Here is a 21,541-nt window from a genome sequence, read left to right as displayed (position 1 = left end):
TTAATTCCTTTCCCACTTATTAGGCTTGGTAGTAACTACCGTTGTTGGCTGCAAGTGCGCGCATTGCATCGGTAACTTGATATAAGCCACCAAGATGTGCGTATTTGTCTGCTAGGGCAACAAAGTTTGCTACGCCCATGGTGTCTAAGTAACGGAATGCACCGCCACGGAATGGTGGGAAACCAATACCGTATACTAGACCCATATCGCCTTCAGCAGGTGATGCAATAATGCCTTCTTCTAAACAGCGAACCGTTTCGATGATCATCGGGATCATACAGCGAGCTATGATTTCATCTGACTCGAATGCCTTTAATTCACCGAACTCAGCGCTTAATAATTCATAGCTAGTTTGGTCAACATCTTTTTTCGGCTTACCACGACGGTCAACCGAGTAAGCATAGAAACCTTTAGTGTTTTTCTGACCTAGACGTTTGTTTTCAAACATAATGTCGATAGCGTCTTTGCCATTTTTACCCATACGGTCAGGGAAGCCTTCAGCCATTACTGCTTGTGCGTGATGACCGGTATCTAAACCGACTACGTCAAGTAAGTAAGCTGGACCCATTGGCCAACCGAATTGTTTTTCCATGACCTTATCGACAGCGGCAAAGTCAGCACCATCAGCAAGTAGTCCGCTAAAACCTGCAAAGTATGGGAACAATACGCGGTTAACGAAGAAGCCTGGGCAATCATTTACAACAATCGGGGTTTTACCCATTTTGCTGGCGTAAGCGACCACTGTTGCAATGGTTTCTTCTGAGCTGTGCTCACCACGAATAATTTCAACAAGTGGCATTTTGTGCACAGGGTTAAAGAAGTGCATACCGCAGAAACGTTCAGGTTTCTTCAGGCTTTTAGCTAGCAAGTTGATAGAGATAGTTGAGGTGTTTGAAGCAATAATCGCATCTTCAGATACATAGCCTTCAACTTCAGCCAGTACAGTGGCCTTCACTTTTGGATGTTCAACAACCGCTTCTACAACGATGTCGCTATTTTTGATAGAGGCATAATCTAGTGACGGCGTAATGTTGTTTAATACTTTAGCCATTTTTTCTGGCGTAGAGCGACCGCGTGCAACTTGTGTTGTTAGAATTTTAGCCGCTTCGTTCAAGCCTAACTCTAATGCTGGCTGAGCGATGTCTTTCATGACAATTGGCGTGCCTTTACTGGCGCTTTGGTAAGCAATACCACCGCCCATAATGCCTGCACCTAATACCGCAGCTTGGTTAACATCTTTCGCTAATTTACCTGCTTTTTTCGCTTTGCCTTTAACTAATTGGTCATTTAAGAAAATACCAATTAATGCCGTCGCAACGTCAGTTTTAGCCAGCTTAATAAAAGCCTGAGCTTCAACTTGTAATGCACCAGCGCGATCTAAAGTCGCCGCTTTTTCGATAACATTCACAGCTGCCATTGGCGCTGGATAATGTTTACCGGCAATAGAGAACACCATGCCTTTGGCTGTGGTGAACGACATCATAGCCTCAAGCTTACCTAGTAGCAGCGGTGATTGCTTTTGCTTACGACGAGCTTGCCAATCTAGGTTGCCCGCTAATGCATCATGCAACATTTGAATAGCTGCTGTGTGTAGGTTTTCTGGTGCGACTACCGCATCAATAGCACCCACTTTAAGTGCATCGTCAGGGCGTTGTTCTTTACCTGATGTGATCCATTCTAATGCATTGTCAGCACCGATTACGCGAGGTAGGCGAACCGTACCACCAAAGCCAGGAATTAAGCCTAATTTGGTTTCAGGTAAACCGATAAGTGCATTGGTATCAGCAACTCGTAAGTCGGTTGCTAGAATCGTTTCACATCCACCGCCTAAAGCAAAACCGTTAATCGCTGATACGGTAGGGAAAGGTAAATCTTCAAGCTTATTGAATACCGCATTAGCTTGTTCAACCCAAGCGAGCAGTGTGGCATCGTCTTGCTTAAATAATTCTAAGAATTCTGTGATATCAGCGCCCACAATAAATGTGCTTTTAGCTGAGGTAAGTATTAGTGCTTTGATATCAGTCTTTTGTTTGATGCTATCTAGTGCAGCATCTAAAGAGGCTAGAGTCTCTCTGTCAAATTTGTTTACCGAGCCCGGTGCGTTAAAGCACAGCTTGGCAATATTGTCTTCAAGTAACTCAACCTGGATGGTAGGGCTTTGGTAGATCATTGCTTGCTTCCTTATTGCTTAAAGCGATTTCAACATCTTTATAATCGTGTAGTTATCAAGCTTGTTTCACAGCAGTATAGGCCATCATTTGACCAGTTACACAACAGTGTGCGACTAAATGACAGAAATTACAACACCCAATTTAAACGACCGTTTAATTTTTGTCTACTAAGGTGATTTTTATCCTTTGTGGTAAACTGTGAGTGTTTGCCAACTACTGAATAGGAATCAAAAAATGGATCAGCTGGATAGCTTATATCATTCACATATTGCCGAGTTAAATCGTCGGGTTGCTGAGATCACCCGTCGTGAGAATTTTGCTGGCGTCGTTATTCATTCAGGACAACCCCATCGTCAGTTTTTAGATGATATGAATTATCCATTCAAGGTGAATCCTCATTTTAAAGCATGGCTGCCTATTCTTGATAATCCAAACTGTTGGGTTATTGCCAACGGGATTGATAAGCCAGTATTGGTCTTTTATCGTCCAGTGGATTTCTGGCATAAGGTTAGCGATGTGCCAGAGGCATTTTGGACTGAACATTTTGACATTAAGCTACTAACCAAAGCTGATAAAATTGCTGAGTTTTTACCGAAAGATTTGAGTAATTGGGCTTATATTGGTGAGCATTTAGATGTTGCTGACGTATTAGAGTTTAAGTCCCGTAACCCTGATGCGGTAATGAATTACTTGCATTACCACCGAGCTGATAAAACGCAATATGAACTTGAGTGTCTACGTCGAGCAAACAAAATTGCAGTTAAAGGTCATAAAGCGGCCAAAAGTGCATTTTTCAATGGTGGCAGTGAGTTTGAGATCCAGCAACAGTACTTAGCTGAAATCAGCCAAGGCGAAAACGAAATGCCATACGGCAATATCATCGCCTTGAATCAAAATGCGGCTATTTTGCATTACATGACATTAGCCCACGTAAAGCCAAAGCAGCGTTTATCGTTTCTTATTGATGCTGGTGCAAGTTACCATGGGTATGCCGCTGATATTACCCGTACTTATGCGTTCGAGAAAAATCGTTTTTCTGAACTTATTACGGCGTTAAATCAGCAGCAACTGGCCATTGTCGATGCAATGAAACCCGGGGTGAAATATACAGATTTGCATATTATGACCCATGAGCGAATTGCGCAGTTATTGATAGACTTTGAACTGGCTCATTCTGATGTGACTGCGCTGGTTGATTCTGGTGTCACGCGGGCATTTTTCCCCCACGGATTAGGTCATATGCTTGGTTTGCAGGTACATGATATGGGCGGATACTCCCATGATGAGCGCGGCACTCATATACCAGCCCCCGAAAATCATCCTTTTTTACGCTGTACTCGAACTTTAGCGGCCAACCAGGTGCTAACGATTGAACCTGGTATTTATATTATTGACACCTTGCTCAATGATTTAAGTGACCATGCTAAGCAGTTAGTTAATTGGCAAACAGTTGATGTAATGCGACCTTTTGGCGGTATTCGCATTGAAGATAATGTGATTGTGCACAGTGATCGAAATGAAAACATGACAAGAGAGTTAGGTCTTGACTGAGAGTTATTCAATACCTGATTCCAACTTGTTGATTGAAGAGGAGATAAAGCATAGTCGCTTTATCTCTTTTCTATTTCATTGCCCAGACCAAGATGTTATGAAGTTAACACTTACTAACATGAAGCGCGATTACCCAGGGGCTAGTCACTATTGTTATGCCTTTATAGCCGGAGCGCCTAATGAGATGGTTAATATTGGTTCCAGTGACGATGGCGAACCTGGTGGTAGCGCTGGACGCCCTATGTTAGCAAGCTTGCAAGGCGCCAATGTGGGTGAGGTTGGTGCAATAGTTGTACGTTACTTTGGTGGCACAAAGCTTGGCGTTGGCGGCTTAATGCGTGCTTATAGTTCAGGCATAAAGCTGGGCATTAGTCAGTTAAGTTTACGGACTAAGAATATTCGTTACCCGATCACCCTAAACTGCAACTATGCACAGTTAGCGGATGTTGAATATTTAGTGGCTCAATATGACGGGGTTATTTTAGCGAAAGCGTTCAGTGACAAAGTCGATATGACATTCGAGTTAGCAAAAGATGCCTTAGCTGATTTTAATACTCAGTTAGCCACAATGACCCAAGGGACGCTTCAAGTGAAGTTTACTGTATGAGCTAGGCTGAACTTATGCCAAAATGCCTTACAAAGTTAATTTTTCATATTTTTATAACATCGAACTAACAGAAGCCTTTAATGCAATATAAAACAATTATAAGAATCACAGGTTTGCTGATGGCCTTGTTCTCTATCACTATGCTTCCGCCTGCTTTGGTGGCGGTGTTTTATAAAGATGGTGGCGGTACTGCGTTTGTTCAGGCGTTTTTTGTCAGTTTATTTTTAGGTTTTTTACTTTGGTATCCCAACCGTAAACATAAAAGTGATTTACGTACCCGTGAAGGCTTTCTTATTGTGGTGTTGTTTTGGACGGTATTGGGATCCATTGGGGCACTGCCGTTTATTTTCTCCAAAGTGCCTGATTTAAGTTGGACCGACAGCTTTTTTGAATCCTTTTCCGCGCTTACAACCACTGGGGCGACAGTTATTGTCGGCCTAGATGACTTACCTAAGGCGGTATTGTTCTATCGCCATTTATTACAGTGGATGGGCGGCATGGGTATCATCGTGCTCGCCGTGGCTATTTTGCCGTTACTGGGTATTGGGGGCATGCAGCTATTTAAAGCCGAGATCCCCGGGCCAGTTAAAGACAGTAAAATGACCCCAAGAATTGCCGAAACCGCCAAAGCGTTATGGTACATTTATTTGATGTTAACTATCGCCTGCGCCACGGCATTTTATTTTGCCGGTATGAATGCTTTTGATGCTATTTGTCATGCGTTTTCCACTATCGCCATTGGTGGTTTTTCCACTAAAGATGCCAGTATTGGTTATTACGATAGTTCGGCGATTAATATTATCTGTGCGGTATTCTTACTCATTGCCGCCGTTAACTTTAGCGTGCATTTTGCCGCTTTCACCCGTCGTGGAATTAACTTTAAAATTTACTTTAAGGATGCTGAGTTTAAGGTATTGATCGGCGTTCAAGTGGTGCTAACTGCCATTTGTTTTACCACTTTATATTACTCGGGGGTTTACGACACCGCTGAGCAGACATTAGATTATGCTTTTTTCCAGGTGGTTTCGATATCAACTACCGCTGGCTTTGGCACCGAAAGCTTTCACTCCTGGCCGCTGTTTTTACCCGTATTACTGATATTTTCAAGCTTTATTGGCGGTTGTGCAGGTTCAACTGGCGGGGGGATGAAGGTTATTCGGCTCATTCTGTTGGTATTGCAGGGCTCGCGTGAGCTTAAGCGTTTGGTTCATCCTAAAGCTATGTATTCTATCCGTATTGGCGGTGCAGCATTGCCAGACCGTATCATTGATGCGGTATGGGGCTTCTTCTCGGCTTATGCATTAGTGTTTGTTATTTGTATGGTGATTTTAATGGCGATGGATATGGATGCTATTACTGCATTCAGTGCGACAGCGGCTAGTTTGAATAACCTTGGACCAGGGCTAGGCGATGTTGCCAATAACTACGCTAGTATTACCGATGGCGCTAAGTGGGTGTTGGTTATTGCCATGCTATTTGGTCGTTTAGAAGTATTTACTCTTTTGGTGTTATTTACACCGACATTTTGGAAAAACTAATGCAAAGCTTACTGGTTTACTCAACTGTGGATGGTCAAACGCTTGCCATTTGCCAACGTATCAAGCAACAACTTGAGCAATCTGGACATGGTGTTACGTTAAAGGATGTCGCCCAGGTCTCTCAGGTAGATATCGAAAGTGCCTCGCAAATTATTATCGGTGCTAGCATTCGCTATGGTAAACATCGTCCCGCATTATATGATTTTATTGCCAGTAACAAGGCCGCAATTGAAAGCAAAGCTAATAGCTTTTTTACGGTCAACGTAGTCGCAAGAAAACCTGAAAAAAACACCCCTGCAACTAATCCTTATATGCAAAAGTTTTTACTGTTATCACAATGGCAACCACAGTTGTCTTCTGTGTTCGCAGGTAAGATCGACTACCCTAAGTATGGTTTTGTCGATAAGTTTATGATCCGCTTTATTATGTGGATGACCAAGGGCCCTACGGACACATCTGCCACGTTTGAGTTTACTGATTGGAATAAAGTAGATGATTTTGCGGCTCAGTTGGTGCAACAAGCTTAATCCAACAAGCTTGCTGCATTAAGCTATATGTACAATATCGATAATAAAGTGGAAGTGTCGATAACAGAGGTAATTATTTAGGCGCAATAACGGCGATGTAAAATAGAAATCACCTCAGTCACTTGCTCGTTTTTTAAAGTATAAAACACCACTTGCGAACTCTTACGAGTGTTAACTAAGTCTTCTGCGCGTAATACGGCTAAGTGTTGTGATAAAGCAGACTGACTGAGTGGCACGGTCTCATTCAACTCAGTTACGCTGAGCTCTTTATCCAACAACAAGCACAAAATCATTAAGCGATAAGGGTTTGCTATCGCTTTCAGCCATTTTGCAGCTGTTTCTGCGTTTTCTAGCATCGATGAAATATCGATATTTTGCTGCATGGGAGGATCCTTGGATACGAGTGATATCCGAATCATACTCGTGCTGTGTGTAGATCTCAATTATCGGTGCTAATAATATGAGCTAATTCTAATTTGTGATCACTTCATCGGTATCTTAAGTCTTTTTTTGCCACACTCATTCTTTCTTTATCAATAGAGGTTCACTATGTCCAAAGTTTTGGTGTTGTATTATTCTCGAGGCGGCCATACTGCACAAATTAGCCGTGCTATCGCTCAACAAATATTGGCCAAAGGAGGAGAGTGTGATGTGCTCAATATTAATGAAGTTAAGCATAATATTGATTGGACCCAATACCATGCTATCGCATTAGGTGCCTGTGTACTTTATGGCTCATACCATAAGTCGGTATTTGAGTTTGTCGAACGTTATCAGGCTGAATTGGCAAAAGTGCCCAACAGTTTCTTTTGCGTTAACGTTGTTGCTCGAAACCCAGAAAAACGTGTTCCTGAAAACAATAAGTACCTACAAAAATTTTTACAGCTTTCACCTTGGCAACCACAGGATGTCAAGATTATCGCAGGTAAGGTCGATTATCCTTCTTGGCCCTGGTACGACAGTTTAATGATCCGTCTTATTATGAAAATGACTGACGGCCCAACGGATCCTAAAGCGATTATAGATTATACCGATTGGGAGGATGTTAAGCGTTACGCTGAGCATGTGTTAGCTATGACTTAATAGCGTTGAAAAATTAACTAAATTGGGCATTAACTGGCTGCTATTGTGGGCGCTAGGTGCTTACTGCCAATTTACTTAGCGATTTACGCTGCAATAATATTAATAACGCCAAAATTGTGGGTGACAAAGCACCGCGACAGTGAGAATCTCAAGGCGCCCCAATAACATACCAAAAGCTAACGCCCACTTAGCCACATCAGATAAGCTTGAGAAGTTACCAGCAGGACCGATAATTGGTCCCAAACCAGGACCTACATTGGCAACCGCAGTAATAGCACCGGTAAAGCTGGTTATAATATCTAAGCCTGTTAGCACTAAAATCATCGATAATCCCAAAATAACGATGAAAAAAAGCATAATGAAGGTGACTAATGAGCGAACAATATCTTCACTGACTTTATGGCCATTGAAGGTATCTTTAAACAAGCCTTTAGGGTGGAATTGCTGTTTAATTTGCTGGCGCATAATAACCATTGAAATTTGAAAACGAAATATTTTAATGCCACCTGAGGTTGATCCCGAACAGCTGCCGATCAACATTAAAAACAAAAATGCGGTACTGGCAAACGCACCCCATGCTTGATAGTCGGTTAAGCCATAACCTGTAGTGGTTACCACTGAAATAACATTAAAACTGGATAAACGCAGTGCATCGATAAAGCTTAAGTTTTTGTGCAATGACAGCCACAACGCAATACTGAAAGATACTGTAGCCACAAACAATAAGAAGCCCTTTACTTGCTGATCATTCCATATTGAAATATTGCGTTGCTGTATTGACTGGACAAACATCAATAGGGGCAGACCTCCTGCCAACATAAAGACAATACCCACCCAATGTGCCGCATTAGAGAAGTGAGCCATTGAGTTATCTGATGTGGAATAACCACCGGTAGAGAGGGTGGTCATGGCATGATTAATTGCTTCAAACCAGTCCATACCTGCGAGGTGATAGGCAAAAGCACACAGTAATGTAAGGCTACCGTAAACCCAGAAAAGATTTTTGGCCATATATTGCGTTCTGGGAGTGGCTTTGTCGCTCCAGTCGGATGATTCAGTCCTAAATAAACGCATGCCACCGACGTTTAAAAAAGGTAATACCGCGACGGCCATGACAATAAAGCCAATGCCGCCCAGCCATTGTAATAAAGAGCGCCATATTAGAATGCTGTGATCCATATTATCCAAGCCAGACAATACTGTTGAGCCAGTAGTGGTGATCCCTGACATAGTTTCAAAGAAGGCGTCGGTATAAGTGATACCGTGGTATAGCGCAAAAGGCATTGCGGCACAAAGGCTTACCGCTAGCCAGGTGGCGCAAGTCAGAACGAACATATCGCGAATGTTTAACCGAATATAATGTAGACGACCAGATTGAATACAAAAAATAGCCACACTGCCGGTAAATATAGCCGATAGCATGAAATCACCTATGGTTTCTTCACCATAGATGAGTGCAAAGCTCATGGGGATTAGCATGAATCCGGTTAAGATTGACAAAAATATGCCAATCACAAACACCAATTGCTTGATATTTATCATGTTGGATTAAAAGAAAAACGCGCTCGGTTGGAACAGTTTTTCAACATCGCCAATAAATTTCTTATTTACTAAGAAAAGAATCACATGATCCCCTTGTTCAATAACTGTTTTGTCGTGGCCCATCAGCACTTCATCATTACGCACAATTGCGCCAATGGTAGTGCCTGGTGGCAGTTTGATATCACTGATTTTTTTGCCCACGACTTTAGATGTGCTGGAGTCTCCGTGAGCAATGGCTTCAATCGCTTCAGCTGCACCACGGCGTAATGAATAAACGTTACAAATATCGCCCTGGCGGATATGTGTCAGTAATGCTGAAATAGTCGCTTGTTGTGGAGAAATAGCAATGTCGATATTAGCTTCTTGGACTATATCGACATAGGCTTCGCGCTGAATTAACACCATGACTTTCTTCGCACCTAATCGCTTAGCAAGCAGGGCTGACATAATATTGGCTTCATCATCATTGGTGACCGCAATAAATACATCTGTTTGGTCGATATGTTCTTCAGTTAGCAGCTCTTGATCCGATGCGTCACCACAGAAAACCGTGGTGTTTTCAAGCTTTTCTGACAACATTTCAGCTCGCTCTTGGCGATGCTCAATCAACTTAACAGAATGATTTTTTTGTAACCGCTTAGCTAAACCAAAACCAATATTACCACCGCCAGCAATCATAATGTTGCGATATGAGTTATCCAGCTTTTGCATTTCACTCATTACCGCACGAATATGGCGGCTGTCGGCAACAAAAAACACTTCATCATCGGCTTCAATAATGGTGGTACCACGGGGCATGATAGCTTTACCTTGACGGAAAATAGCTGCAACCCGGGTATCAATATTGGGCATATGTTCACGCAGGGTAGCAAGCGCGTTACCGACTAAGGGGCCGCCATAGTAGGCTCGTACCGCCACTAGACTCAGCTTACCTTCTGCAAATTCAAGTACTTGCAGTGCGCCTGGGTATTGGACTAAACGATGTATGTAAGCAGTGACTAACTGTTCTGGTGCGATGAGTTCATCAATGATAAAACCGCCACGGGGTTTGGTATCACCGGATTTTACTTCAGAGTTAATAAATAGTTTATCGCGCAGATCTAAATAAGGTTCTGAGCGGATGCGGGCAATTTTAGTGGGAGTACCAAACAGTGAATAAGCAATTTGACAGGCTGCCATATTACATTCATCACTGTTGGTGACTGCAATTAACATATCGGCATCTTCTGCACCGGCTTCTTTTAATACGCTAGGATGCGCCCCATGGCCTACCACTACGCGTAAATCAAACTTGTCCTGAAGTATTCTTAGTCTAGCTCGGTCATTGTCAACGAGGGTTATGTCGTTATTCTCACCGACTAAGTTTTCTGCCAATGTGCCGCCAACTTGCCCAGCGCCCAAGATAATAATTTTCATAACCTTGCAAATATCCTTACTGTGCTTTAACTAAGCGAGCGTAGTAGAAACCATCCATATTGTCTTGGCCAGGAAGGATCTGCCAGCCAATATCCTGTGCATTTGATTGCTGACTAATTGGCACTAATTGCGCATCGGGTGTGCGCGCTAAAAATTGTGTCACCTGCTGGCTATTTTCTTCGGGCAAAATAGAACATGTTGCATAAAGTAATGTGCCACCCGGTTTTAACCACTGCCAGCAATGATCAAATATTTGCTGCTGTAATATGGCTAATTCTTCAATATCTTTATTCTTACGTAACCATTTAATATCAGGATGACGGCGAATCACTCCGGTTGCTGAGCATGGTGCATCGAGTAAGATGCGGTCAAACTTTTCACCTTGCCACCATAGATCAATATTAGCTGCATCACCATGAATAACTTGCGCTTTTAAATTCAATCTGTCGAGGTTTTGTTGTACTCGCACCAAACGTTTTTCGTCAAAATCGACCGCTATGACGTTTGCTTGGGGAGCTTGCTCAATTATGTGACAGGTTTTACCGCCGGGGGCAGCACAAGCATCTAATATGAGCTCGCCATTTTGTGGTGCTAGCAAGGTTGCCGCCCATTGCGCCGCACCATCTTGTACTGAAGCTGCGCCATCCATAAAGCCTGGCAAGGCGTTTACGTCTTTTGGGCTGTCGAGCAAAATAGCATTTGGGCTTGGACCTTCGCTGGCATCAATATTATGCTGTGCTAACGTGGCTATATACGCCTCTCGACTGTGTAATTGCTGATTGTTGCGCAACCACATAGGCGGGCGCTGGTGGCTCTGTTCAATTATATCTTGCCATTGTTCAGGGTAAGCTTGTTGTAATCGCTTAATAAACCAGGCTGGCGTGTTATAGCGCAAGGTCTCGATATCTGTATTGAGCGGCATTTCATTACGTTGAATATTACGCAGTACGCCATTGACCACTTTAACCAAACCGTCAAACTTCAGTTGTCTGCAAGCTTCAGCTGTTTCTGAAATAGCTGCGTGGGCGGGTATACGGGTAAAGTAAAGTTGATAGCAGCCAACAAGTAACAGCTGATAAACAATGCGCTGTTTACCTTTAAACGGTTTTTCTAGGCAGTCGCTGACGCATTTGTCTAGTTGAGGTAACTGGCGCATTACCCCATAGCAAATTTCCGCCATCAAGGCTTTGTCTTTACCACTGTCTAAATATTGCTGTTTATCGGGTAAGGCTACCGATAATGATATACCCTTTTCGAGTACGTCAAAAATTGCTTTGGCGGCTAATGCACGCACATTCATGCTAGTTAGCCTCTGAATTTAATTGGGTGCCAACACTAAACCAATCGGCACGTGAATTAAGAATGTCAGCGACCGACAAGGGCTTTTTATTGGGGAGTTGCATTGTTTCAACAATTAAGCTGCCGTCGGCTGTTGCAATGACAATACCGTGCTTATCTGCTTGAGTAATAGTGCCGGGCATGGCATTGTTTGGTGTCGTGTCATACCGTACTTGCCACACTTTAATGCTACTTTGTTGGTGCTCGAAATAACTCACTGGCCAAGGATTAAATGCACGTACTTCTTGCCATAACTGTTTGGCGGATTTATGCCAATCTAGTTTAGCTTCTTCCTTTGACAGTTTCTCGGCGTAATTGACCAAAGACTCATCTTGTTTTTCAGCAGGCAGCATATCTTGGCTTAATTTTGCTAAGGCATCAATTAATGCATCCGGTCCTTGGATAGCCAGCTTTTCATATAGGCTTGCTGAGGTATCAGTATCTTCAATTGGCAGTGATGTTTTAAGTAGCATGTCACCGGTATCTAAGCCAATGTCCATTTGCATAATAGTCACACCGGTTTCTGTATCGCCAGCCCATAATGCGCGTTGAATAGGTGCAGCACCTCGCCAGCGTGGCAAAATAGAACCGTGAACATTGATACAACCTAAGCGCGGCATGTCTAACACCACCTTAGGTAAAATAAGACCATAAGCTACTACCACCATAATATCGGCGTTTAGGGTAGCAAGTTCTGCTTGGGCGTCTTCAGTACGCAATGAGGGTGGCTGAAAAACGGCAATGTTATTTTCAACCGCTAATTGTTTCACTGGACTTGAGGTCAGCTTTTTGCCACGCCCAGCCGGTCTATCTGGTTGAGTGTAAACGGCACAAACATTGTGCTCTGATGAGATCAGTGCTTGTAAATGACGCGCAGCAAAATCTGGCGTACCAGCAAAAATAATGTTTAACGGTTTCAAATTCAGTCCTATGCGTCTTTAGCGGCGATACGAGCTTCTTTTTCAAGCTTGGTTTTGATGCGTTGGCGCTTCAGTGGCGATAAGTAATCCACAAATAGCTTACCTTGTAGGTGATCCATTTCATGCTGGATACAAATCGCAAATAGCTCGTCTGCTTCCACAGTAAACTCTTCACCATGGCGATTAAGCGCCTTTAAGGTGATATGCTCGGCACGGTCTACTTTAGCGTAAACACCCGGAACAGAGAGGCAACCCTCTTCGTTAGCAAAGTCGCCATTTGAGGCGACTATTTGTGGGTTAATGAAGATTGTTGGGCGTTCAACTTCGTCCTGCAGGTCCATAACAATTAACTGCTGATGAAAATCAACTTGAGTCGCTGCTAAACCAATACCTTTTTCGTGGTACATTGTTTCAAGCATGTTATCGATTTGTGTTTGCAATTCTGGGCCAAAGTCGCTCACAGGCTTGGCTACAGTGCGTAAACGCTCATCCGGAAAACGTAAAACATTAAGTAATGACATATATAAACTCTTAACAAGTCTGACAAATTTTAGCTAGTTAGCTATACTGACGGTAGAAAATAGGATAATTTTAATCCTTACCGACCTTCAATAACAGTAAAAAGCTCAATTAAAGGGCTTAATAACATGGACAACACCATGAAACGGATATTACTACTTGCTTTTATAACATTGAATATCTTTGGATTAAATGCAGATACACTGACTTTAAAAGCGGGACATCCCGACACATATGTCGTTAAAAAAGGCGACACGCTTTGGGATATATCAGGGTATTTTCTCCAAGATCCATGGCGATGGCCTACATTGTGGGGGGTTAATCCACAAATTGCTAATCCTCATTTAATTTATCCTGGCGATCGTCTTACACTGGTTTTTATAGATGGTCAGCCACGTTTAGTTAAAAAACAACATATCAAGAAGGGCGTGGAAGGGCATATTCTGCCCAAAGGTGGCGCAATTCCAGCAATCGACTTAGCGCTCATTGAACCTTATTTAGTGCAAAATCGTGTAGTTGAACAAAGCTGGTTAGATTCTCAGCCAATGGTATTAAGCGGTGAAAGCCCTTCTAAGCATCATATTCTTAATGATGTTATTTATGTCAATGCGAATATGCCAGTAGGTCAAAAGGTCGCTATTTATGAACATGGACGTGAATTTTTAGACACCCAAACCGGTGAGCTGCTTGGCCGAGAAATTATTCTGAGTGCCAGTGGTCGTGTAACGGCTGATGGCGATATTTCAAAGGTGAAGATACTGAGTAATTTACGTGAAACTGAAGTGGGATATTCTGTTATTCCTGTTGAAGATGACGCGTTAATGTCTGCCTACTTCACCCCTACAGCTGCAGAGCTAGGTGTGCCAGCCAGTGTTATTGCTACCGTAAGCACTAACCGTGAAGCAGGTAAGCTGGAAGTGGTTTATCTTGATAAAGGATTAGATGCGGGCGTTAAGCCTGGGCATGTTTTTGCTATTTATCGTGATGGCGAGGAAGTGGTAATAGGCAGTGATGGTCAGCCTGTACGGGCAATTGAACGTACATCGTATGACAAAGTAGTCGCTCATTTTTCAGATGATAAAGTATTTAAGGTACCTGACGTTTATCACGGTAATCTAATGGTTTTTAAAGTTTTTGATAAAACCAGTTTAGGTTTGATTATGATGAGTGATCGTCCTGTTAGAGTAAAAGATAAATTGGTTACGCCAGCCAATTTGACCTTTAAAGGTGAATAATTTCTGATAATCTGGTCGACTGGTTAGTTGTTTCTGCAGTATCCGGGCTAGGACCCGCTCGGATTAAACAATTATTAGTGCACATGGATGTTGAAGAGTTAAGGCAAAGGTTGCAATTTGAACCTGATGCCTTACCGCTTTCTTCTCAATCTTTGAGGGCGTGTAAAATCGATTTAGATAAAGTCGATAGCGCCCTCGACTGGCTTGAGCAAGCAGATAATCATCATCTTATCTGTTTATCTGACCCTTTATATCCTCCAATGTTACAGCAAATATATGACCCTCCCTCAATTCTTTTTGTCAAAGGGCAAGTAAACGGATTATTACCGCCTTCAATCGCTATAGTGGGTAGTCGTAATATGTCATTACATGGCGCAGATACGGCCGCCAGTCTCGCTCGTGGCCTTTCTTGTTCTGGGTTTAGTATTACCAGTGGGATGGCAGCTGGTATCGATGGTGCAGCGCATAAAGCTGTGGTGGCTAATAATGGCGTGACATTAGCAGTATTGGGTTGTGGGGTAGATGTTGTCTATCCTAAAAGGCACAAATCGTTATACGACAATATTCAGCAAGATGGCTGCATCATTAGTGAGTTTTGGCCTAAAGTGAGTCCGGTAGCGGGGCATTTCCCTAAACGTAACCGCATAGTCAGTGGTTTGAGTTTAGGGACTGTTGTTGTTGAGGCGGCACGTAAAAGTGGCTCACTGATTACGGCTCGATTAGCAATGGAGCAAAACCGCGAAGTTTTTGCTGTTCCAGGGTCGACGGTGGCGGGATATCATCAAGGTTGCCATGATTTAATTAAAAATGGGGCAAAACTTGTGGAGGATGCTGCCGATATAATAGAAGAATTAGGGTGTTTATCTGAGTATCACCTTGTACAATTGCATCATCGTCACCATATACAAGCTAGCGAAATGAGTAATTTGCCATTTCCTTCGCAGTTAGCTAGTCTGTTAACAAGTGTAGGGTATGAGACTACAACAGTTGATACAGTAGTCGAGCACAGTGGAAAACCGATAGATCTGGTGTTAGTAGAATTGCTTGAACTTGAGTTACAAGGGTGGGTTGCAGTAGTGCCCGGTGGTTACGTCAGACTAAAGAGGAGTTAGCCATGTTTGATATCCTCATGTATTTATTTGAGAACTATGTCCATAGCGAAATAGAGTTATTGGTTGATGAAGATGAATTAACCAAGGAACTGACACGTGCCGGTTTTCATCAGGTCGATATTATTAAGGCCTTGGCATGGCTTGAACGTTTAGCGGACTTACAAGAAAGTGATAAACCGTATTTATGTAACCATGCACAGCATTCTTTCCGTATTTATACTAAACAAGAGGCTGCCAAGTTAGATGTGCAATGTCGCGGCTTCTTATTGTTTCTAGAGCAAATCCAAGTCTTAAGTGTTGAAACCCGAGAAATGGTTATCGACAGGGTGATGGACTTAGACGAGTCTATATTGGTATTGGAAGATTTAAAATGGGTGGTATTGATGGTGTTATTCAATGTCCCTGGAAATGAATCCGCTTATGAACAAATGGAAGATTTAATCTTCGAGCAGCCAGATGGCCATTTGCATTCGTAGTGTTGCTAAGCATTAAATAAAAAGGAGGCTATGCCTCCTTTTTCGATCCCGATAGGGTAAAATTGTTTTAATTTAGATAAAGCCTATTCAAATCAAACATAACAATTAGATGAGTCATGTCAAAAATTGATCAACAATTATTTACTGCCCATGAGCATGCTTTAGAAAAAGAGTATGAACTCTGCCCAAAGTGTGGCTGCGAGTTATCGCTAAAGCATAGCAAACATGGCAGTTTTGTTGGTTGTAATAATTATCCTACATGTGATTATACCCGGCCTTTAGTACAACACGAGTCGATAGAGACCCAAGTGATTGCTGGTTCAAGTTGCCCTGAATGTGGGCATGAATTGGCGGTTAAATCAGGGCGATTTGGTATTTTTATTGGTTGTACTCATTACCCGGAATGCCATCATATTGAAAAGCATGATCACAGTAATGAAGCGGAAGCGATAACATGTCCACATTGTCAAAAAGGACAGTTAGAGTCGCGTACTAGCCGCTATGGTAAAACGTTTTTTGCCTGTAGTGCGTACCCAAAATGCAAATATATTGTTAATTACCCGCCTGTTAATGAGCCGTGTCCTGATTGTGGTTTTGGCATTTTAGTCGAACGCAAAGGGGCTGCAGGCTATCGTTTAGAATGTCCTCAAAAAGCCTGTAAATACAAACGGTCACTATAATTTAACTTGTGTTAAGGATTAATCATGTTGCAATTGCAACCCGATGCTGTAGTTGACGTTATTTCTAAAGGTGGCGTAATTGCTTACCCAACCGAGGCTGTATTTGGATTAGGCTGTGATCCCGATAACGAGATTGCTATACAAAAACTACTCGATGTAAAGCAACGGCCATGGCAAAAAGGACTAATCTTGATTGCCAGTCATTATGAGCAATTAGCTAACTATGTCGATGAGTCTCAGTTAACCTCAGTTCAGCTTGAGTTTGTGCTGTCTAAATGGCCTGGTCCATTTACGTTTGTTATGCCCATTAAGTCGAATGTTTCATCATTATTGTGTGGTGAATTCTCTTCTATTGCCGTTAGGGTGTCAGCACATCCTACTGTGCGCGCCCTTTGCGACACGCTGCACAAACCGTTAGTATCAACCAGTGCTAATCTAGCGGGAGAAGCGCCCGTAATGCAAACAAAGCAAATTTTAACCGATTTTAACGGCAAAATAGATGCGCTGGTGTTGGGATCATTAGGTGAACAACGCCAACCATCTACGATTATTGATGCACGCACAGGACACGTTATTAGAAATGGAAACTAATTTTATGCAAAAAGGCTCAGATACCTTAGTTGTACCTAATGTAGAACAAGTAAAAACATTTTTATTGTCACTTCAGCAACGAATTTGTCAGCGTTTAACTGCGCTTGATGGTAAGTCGACTTTCAATGCCGAGTCTTGGAAGCGTGAAGAGGGTGGTGGTGGCACCAGTATGGTATTAACCCAAGGAAATGTATTCGAACAAGCAGGGGTTAACTTTTCTCATGTTATGGGTGCAGCAATGCCTGCGTCAGCCACAGCACATCGTCCTGAATTAGCGGGTAGAAGTTTTGAGGCTATGGGAGTGTCATTAGTTATTCATCCAAATAATCCTTATATTCCAACAACCCATGCTAATGTGCGCTTTTTTATTGCCAGTAAAGAAGGTGCTGATCCCGTTTGGTGGTTTGGTGGTGGATTTGATTTAACGCCTTATTACCCGTTTGAGCAAGATGTTGTTAGTTGGCATCAAACTGCACATGATTTATGTCTGCCATTTGGTGAAGACGTTTATCCTAAATATAAAAAATGGTGTGATGAGTATTTCTTCTTACCCCATCGTAATGAGACTCGTGGTGTCGGTGGATTGTTTTTTGATGATCTAAATGAGCCAGGATTTGAACAAAGTTTTGCGTTTATGCAAGCTGTGGGTAATGGTTTTATTGAAGCCTACGAGCCTATTGTTGAGCGTAATAAAGCATTGGAATACCAAGATGAAGAAAGACAATTTCAGCTTTATCGTCGTGGACGCTATGTTGAGTTCAATCTAGTTTATGACCGAGGCACTTTGTTTGGCTTACAAACGGGGGGGCGCACAGAGTCTATTTTAATGTCTATGCCGCCTTTAGTTCGTTGGGAATATGGCTTTACGCCAGAAGCGGACACTCCAGAGGCTGAATTATATGAGTACTACCTTAAACCGCAAGACTGGCTAGGGCTGAACAAGTAAGTGTTAGCTATTTACTGATTACGCATGTGATCAGCTAAAGTTGAAATAGCCTGAATAATCGCATGACGATGTTCAGGCTTTTTTATACATTTATCAATAGCTGCCCGCATACAAATTAGCCATTGGTCACGCATAGATTCATCTATTGAAAATGGCATATGTCTGGCGCGGAGTGCCGGATGACCATATTTTTGTTGATAAAGTGGTGGTCCGCCGAGCCAACCAGTTAAAAATTCATATAGCTTGGCTTCAGATTCTGCTATTGGTGCGCGATGAAGTGCCAGTAGTGTTTGAGTTTCTGGTTGTTGTTGCATTTGTTGATAAAATTCATGGGCAATCGCTCTTATCACTTTATCACCACCAATTAAATCATAAGCATTAGATTGCTCAGCATCTCTGTGATGATCTACTTGCTGTTTTTCGAAGATTTTTTTCAGCCAATTCATTGTGATACCGTCTATTTGTTTGTTAATTATTATATATCATTTAATCTTTTTCTTACCAGCAACAACCAATGACAACTTTGGGTTAATGTTTTGAAACGATTTAGTTAAATCTTTTTATGTTGTTTGTTCGACTATCTTGCTAAATTGACCTCAATTTCAAAGGAGAACAATAATGACTAAGATGATGCCATCTTTAGTGATGATTGCTGTCACTGCTGCCCTTATGGGATGCAACCAATCAGAAGCTCAAGATCCAAAAGTAACAATTAATAAAAATCCTTATCCGAGTACTTATCAAGCCTTACCCAGTAAAAAAACGATAATCAAAAATGCAACAGTGTTAACTGGTACTGGTGAGAAAATCGAGAATGCTGACCTGATTATTATTGATGGCAAGATTAGTGCTGTTGGGCAAAATCTAGTTGCAGATGACGCCACTGTCGTCGATGCGAAAGGCAAGTGGGTCACTCCTGGTATTATTGATGTGCATTCTCATTTGGGGGTTTATCCTAGCCCTAATGCTGAGTCGCATAACGACGGTAACGAAATGACCAATCCTGTGACGGCGGAAGTATGGGCTGAACACAGCGTATGGCCGCAGGACCCCGGCTTTAATCGGGCTAGAGAAGGTGGCGTAACCACGATGCAGATCTTGCCCGGTTCAGCTAATTTAATCGGTGGTAGAGGTGTGACATTAAAAAATGTCCCATCTGAAAGTATGCAAGGCATGAAGTTTCCAAATGCGCCCTATGGTTTGAAAATGGCCTGTGGTGAAAACCCTAAGTCGCTTTACGGTAGCCGCAATGAACCACCGATGACACGTATGGGCAATATGGCGGGTTATCGCCAGGCGTTTATTGAAGCGACTGAATATAAGCGTGCTTGGGATAAGTATGAAGCCGATTATGCTGCAGGCAAAAATGCCGTTGCACCTAAGCGCGATTTAACCCTAGATACTTTACAAGGAGTGTTAGAAGGTGAAATTCTAATCCACAATCATTGTTATAAAGCCGAAGAAATGGTGATGATGATTGATTTAGGCAAAGAGTTTAACTATCACTCTGGCACATTCCACCATGCAATTGAAGCTTACAAAATTGCCGATACGTTAGCTGAAAATGGAAACTGTGCTGCTATGTGGCCAGACTGGTGGGGATTCAAGTTAGAAGCATACGATATGGTACTTGAAAATGTTGCCATTGTTGATGCTGTTAAAAACTCCTGTGCGGTTGTGCATTCAGATTCTCCTGTCACGATTCAACGCTTGAATCAAGAAAGTGCCAAAATCATGCACAATGCAAATGCCAATGGTTTTAATTATACAGAAGAACAAGTCATTAGCTGGATTACGACTAATGCTGCTAAGTCTTTAGGCATTGCCGATAAGACTGGTTCATTAGAAGTAGGTAAGAACGCTGATGTAGTTATTTGGAACGTAAATCCGTTTAGTGTCTACGCTAAAGCTGAGCAAGTATTTATTGATGGTGCAAAAGTCTTCGATGATAAAGATGCGCGCTATCAAGCTCAAAGTGACTTTTTACTTGGACAGGAATAAGGCCAATAACATGAAGAAAATGACAAAAACGTTACTTGCCTTATCGATGGCAAGTGCCATGTTAGGTACATCGGGTTTGGCGTTAGCTGAATCATTTGCAATTACTAATGCCACTGTACATACAGCCACAGAACAAGGCGTACTAGAAAACGCTGTAGTTGTCGTTAAAGATGGCATTATTACTGCGGTAAATACGGCAAATAGCCTTGCAGCATATGAGGTCGATAAGGTTATCGATGCCAAAGGGGGCGTTGTTACCCCTGGGTTTATAGGTTCGATGAACATACTGGGTCTAGTTGAAATCAGTGCGGTAACTGAATCTGGCGATGCTCAAGATAAAAAAGCGGATATTACTTTTGATCCTAGCTATGCCTACAATCCAAAAGCCAGCAGCATAGCGTTTACTCGCAAAGGTGGCATTACCCGCAATGTTGTTACTTCAGGTGGTGGGGAGGATATCTTTGCTGGTCAAACATTTGTTATCGATCTAACAGGTGGGTGGGATAGTGTTAAACAAACTAATACCGCAGTATTTGTTGAGCTAGGCGCTAACCATGAGGGATCTCGAGCGACGTATTTACAGCAATTAGTTACTCAGCTTGAAAAAGCGCAAAAGTCACTTGAAAAGACCGCTAAAGGCAAAAAAAGTAAAGATAATGAAGACGCTGAGCCAGAAGCCGCTGACGAAATTATCAATCAGTTACTTGCAGGGGAAAAGCCGCTTATCGTTGCCGCCGATCGTGCTAGCGACATGTTAGCCGTGCTCAAAATTAAACAGCGTTTTAAGCTAAATGTTATCTTTGTTGGCGCAGCGGATGCGGTATTAATTGCTGATGAAATTGCTAAAGCCAATGTGCCGGTGATTATTGATGCAATGCGTAACTTACCTGAAAGCTTTGACTCTTTGCATAATGATTTAAGCAATGCGGGCAAATTAAATGCCGCGGGTGTCAAAGTTATATTATCCAATATCGGCGATAGCCATAATGTGTATAGCCTACGTTATAGTGCAGGCAATGCCGTTGCTAATGGTATGGATTATAATGCGGCTTTAGCATCAATGACGGCAAACGTCGCAGATGTGTTTAACATCGACAGCGGTAGAATTGCTGAAGGCAAGGTTGCTGATATTGTTATCTGGAATGGAGACCCATTCGAATACAGTAGTCATGTAGTCAAAATGTACATTGATGGAAAAGAGCAAAGTACGCAAAGTCGTCAGGACAAGTTACGCGAACGTTACACCACACCATCTGACTTACCGCGTGGTTATACAAAGTAAATCCAA

The 21,541-nt window shown here is 42.4% G+C and carries 21 protein-coding genes; 13 read left to right on the top strand and 8 right to left on the bottom strand.

Annotated elements, in window-relative coordinates; translation table 11 throughout:
• Positions 1-19: 19 nt before the first annotated feature.
• Positions 20-2,170 carry a fatty acid oxidation complex subunit alpha FadB gene (fadB, locus tag ACRWP9_RS02150; protein WP_434927660.1) on the bottom strand — a complete coding sequence of 717 codons (2,151 nt, stop codon included), beginning with the start codon at positions 2,168-2,170 and terminating at the stop codon, positions 20-22.
• 235 nt (positions 2,171-2,405) lie between these two features.
• Here fadB and pepQ point away from each other — a divergent pair, with 235 nt between their 5' ends.
• The 4 genes from pepQ (at position 2,406) to hemG (ACRWP9_RS02130) (ending at position 6,394) form a co-directional block, all read left to right on the top strand.
• On the top strand, positions 2,406-3,722 hold the full coding sequence (gene pepQ / locus ACRWP9_RS02145; RefSeq protein ID WP_434927659.1) for a Xaa-Pro dipeptidase: 1,317 nt from the start codon (positions 2,406-2,408) through the stop codon (positions 3,720-3,722).
• Positions 3,715-4,329 carry a YigZ family protein gene (locus tag ACRWP9_RS02140; protein ID WP_434927658.1) on the top strand — a complete coding sequence of 205 codons (615 nt, stop codon included), beginning with the start codon at positions 3,715-3,717 and terminating at the stop codon, positions 4,327-4,329. Before pepQ ends, ACRWP9_RS02140 begins: the two co-directional genes overlap by 8 nt.
• A gap of 80 nt (positions 4,330-4,409) precedes the next feature.
• Positions 4,410-5,867, top strand: a complete 1,458-nt coding sequence (locus ACRWP9_RS02135) for a TrkH family potassium uptake protein (protein WP_434927657.1) — start codon at positions 4,410-4,412, stop codon at positions 5,865-5,867.
• On the top strand, positions 5,867-6,394 hold the full coding sequence (gene hemG, locus ACRWP9_RS02130; protein ID WP_434927656.1) for a menaquinone-dependent protoporphyrinogen IX dehydrogenase: 528 nt from the start codon (positions 5,867-5,869) through the stop codon (positions 6,392-6,394). Before ACRWP9_RS02135 ends, hemG (ACRWP9_RS02130) begins: the two co-directional genes overlap by 1 nt.
• Before the next feature lie 77 nt (positions 6,395-6,471).
• On the opposite strand, the gene ACRWP9_RS02125 is transcribed toward hemG (ACRWP9_RS02130), so the two are convergent.
• The gene (locus ACRWP9_RS02125) at positions 6,472-6,777 is read right to left on the bottom strand and encodes an ArsR/SmtB family transcription factor (protein ID WP_434927655.1); all 306 of its coding nucleotides are present in this window, start codon (positions 6,775-6,777) and stop codon (positions 6,472-6,474) included.
• Positions 6,778-6,943: 166 nt separating this feature from the next.
• Here ACRWP9_RS02125 and hemG (ACRWP9_RS02120) point away from each other — a divergent pair, with 166 nt between their 5' ends.
• Complete coding sequence (hemG, locus tag ACRWP9_RS02120; protein ID WP_434927654.1) at positions 6,944-7,477, top strand: menaquinone-dependent protoporphyrinogen IX dehydrogenase; 534 nt, start codon at positions 6,944-6,946, stop codon at positions 7,475-7,477.
• 99 nt (positions 7,478-7,576) lie between these two features.
• On the opposite strand, the gene ACRWP9_RS02115 is transcribed toward hemG (ACRWP9_RS02120), so the two are convergent.
• Genes ACRWP9_RS02115 through def form a run of 5 tightly spaced genes read right to left on the bottom strand, consistent with a single transcriptional unit; the run spans position 7,577 to position 13,214 of the window.
• Positions 7,577-9,019 (bottom strand): TrkH family potassium uptake protein, encoded by a 1,443-nt coding sequence (locus ACRWP9_RS02115; protein ID WP_434927653.1) that lies wholly within the window; start codon positions 9,017-9,019, stop codon positions 7,577-7,579.
• 6 nt (positions 9,020-9,025) lie between these two features.
• Positions 9,026-10,435 (bottom strand): Trk system potassium transporter TrkA, encoded by a 1,410-nt coding sequence (trkA, locus tag ACRWP9_RS02110; protein WP_434927652.1) that lies wholly within the window; start codon positions 10,433-10,435, stop codon positions 9,026-9,028.
• 16 nt (positions 10,436-10,451) lie between these two features.
• Positions 10,452-11,735: a 16S rRNA (cytosine(967)-C(5))-methyltransferase RsmB gene (rsmB, locus tag ACRWP9_RS02105; RefSeq protein ID WP_434927651.1), complete on the bottom strand. Its 1,284-nt coding sequence runs from the start codon at positions 11,733-11,735 to the stop codon at positions 10,452-10,454.
• Position 11,736: 1 nt separating this feature from the next.
• Positions 11,737-12,693 carry a methionyl-tRNA formyltransferase gene (gene fmt, locus ACRWP9_RS02100; RefSeq protein WP_434927650.1) on the bottom strand — a complete coding sequence of 319 codons (957 nt, stop codon included), beginning with the start codon at positions 12,691-12,693 and terminating at the stop codon, positions 11,737-11,739.
• Between the two features lie 8 nt (positions 12,694-12,701).
• Positions 12,702-13,214 carry a peptide deformylase gene (gene def / locus ACRWP9_RS02095; protein ID WP_434927649.1) on the bottom strand — a complete coding sequence of 171 codons (513 nt, stop codon included), beginning with the start codon at positions 13,212-13,214 and terminating at the stop codon, positions 12,702-12,704.
• A 126-nt stretch (positions 13,215-13,340) separates the two neighbouring features.
• Here def and ACRWP9_RS02090 point away from each other — a divergent pair, with 126 nt between their 5' ends.
• The 6 genes from ACRWP9_RS02090 to hemF all read left to right on the top strand — a co-directional run bounded on the left by ACRWP9_RS02090 (position 13,341) and on the right by hemF (position 18,252).
• Positions 13,341-14,447 carry a LysM peptidoglycan-binding domain-containing protein gene (locus tag ACRWP9_RS02090; RefSeq protein WP_434927648.1) on the top strand — a complete coding sequence of 369 codons (1,107 nt, stop codon included), beginning with the start codon at positions 13,341-13,343 and terminating at the stop codon, positions 14,445-14,447.
• A gap of 83 nt (positions 14,448-14,530) precedes the next feature.
• Positions 14,531-15,559 (top strand): DNA-processing protein DprA, encoded by a 1,029-nt coding sequence (dprA, locus tag ACRWP9_RS02085; RefSeq protein WP_434928902.1) that lies wholly within the window; start codon positions 14,531-14,533, stop codon positions 15,557-15,559.
• Between the two features lie 2 nt (positions 15,560-15,561).
• Positions 15,562-16,035, top strand: a complete 474-nt coding sequence (locus ACRWP9_RS02080; RefSeq protein WP_434927647.1) for a DUF494 family protein — start codon at positions 15,562-15,564, stop codon at positions 16,033-16,035.
• Between the two features lie 116 nt (positions 16,036-16,151).
• Positions 16,152-16,715 (top strand): DNA topoisomerase family protein, encoded by a 564-nt coding sequence (locus ACRWP9_RS02075; RefSeq protein ID WP_434927646.1) that lies wholly within the window; start codon positions 16,152-16,154, stop codon positions 16,713-16,715.
• A gap of 24 nt (positions 16,716-16,739) precedes the next feature.
• A complete protein-coding gene (locus ACRWP9_RS02070) occupies positions 16,740-17,306 on the top strand; it encodes an L-threonylcarbamoyladenylate synthase (protein WP_434927645.1) in 567 nt (188 codons plus the stop codon).
• Between the two features lie 4 nt (positions 17,307-17,310).
• A complete protein-coding gene (gene hemF / locus ACRWP9_RS02065; RefSeq protein ID WP_434928900.1) occupies positions 17,311-18,252 on the top strand; it encodes an oxygen-dependent coproporphyrinogen oxidase in 942 nt (313 codons plus the stop codon).
• Between the two features lie 11 nt (positions 18,253-18,263).
• Here hemF and ACRWP9_RS02060 read toward each other — a convergent pair whose 3' ends face one another.
• Complete coding sequence (locus tag ACRWP9_RS02060) at positions 18,264-18,698, bottom strand: group II truncated hemoglobin (RefSeq protein WP_434927644.1); 435 nt, start codon at positions 18,696-18,698, stop codon at positions 18,264-18,266.
• Positions 18,699-18,870: 172 nt separating this feature from the next.
• Here ACRWP9_RS02060 and ACRWP9_RS02055 point away from each other — a divergent pair, with 172 nt between their 5' ends.
• Together ACRWP9_RS02055 and ACRWP9_RS02050 are read left to right on the top strand one after the other, a co-directional pair.
• On the top strand, positions 18,871-20,253 hold the full coding sequence (locus tag ACRWP9_RS02055) for an amidohydrolase (RefSeq protein ID WP_434927643.1): 1,383 nt from the start codon (positions 18,871-18,873) through the stop codon (positions 20,251-20,253).
• Positions 20,254-20,263: 10 nt separating this feature from the next.
• Complete coding sequence (locus ACRWP9_RS02050) at positions 20,264-21,535, top strand: amidohydrolase family protein (protein ID WP_434927642.1); 1,272 nt, start codon at positions 20,264-20,266, stop codon at positions 21,533-21,535.
• Positions 21,536-21,541: the final 6 nt, after the last annotated feature.

The sequence above is a fragment of the Shewanella sp. HL-SH2 genome (assembly GCF_051164935.1).
GTDB classification, from domain to species: domain Bacteria; phylum Pseudomonadota; class Gammaproteobacteria; order Enterobacterales; family Shewanellaceae; genus Shewanella; species Shewanella glacialimarina.
The sequence above is the reverse complement of the archived record's forward strand: the minus strand, read 5'-3'. Positions and strand labels throughout refer to the sequence as shown.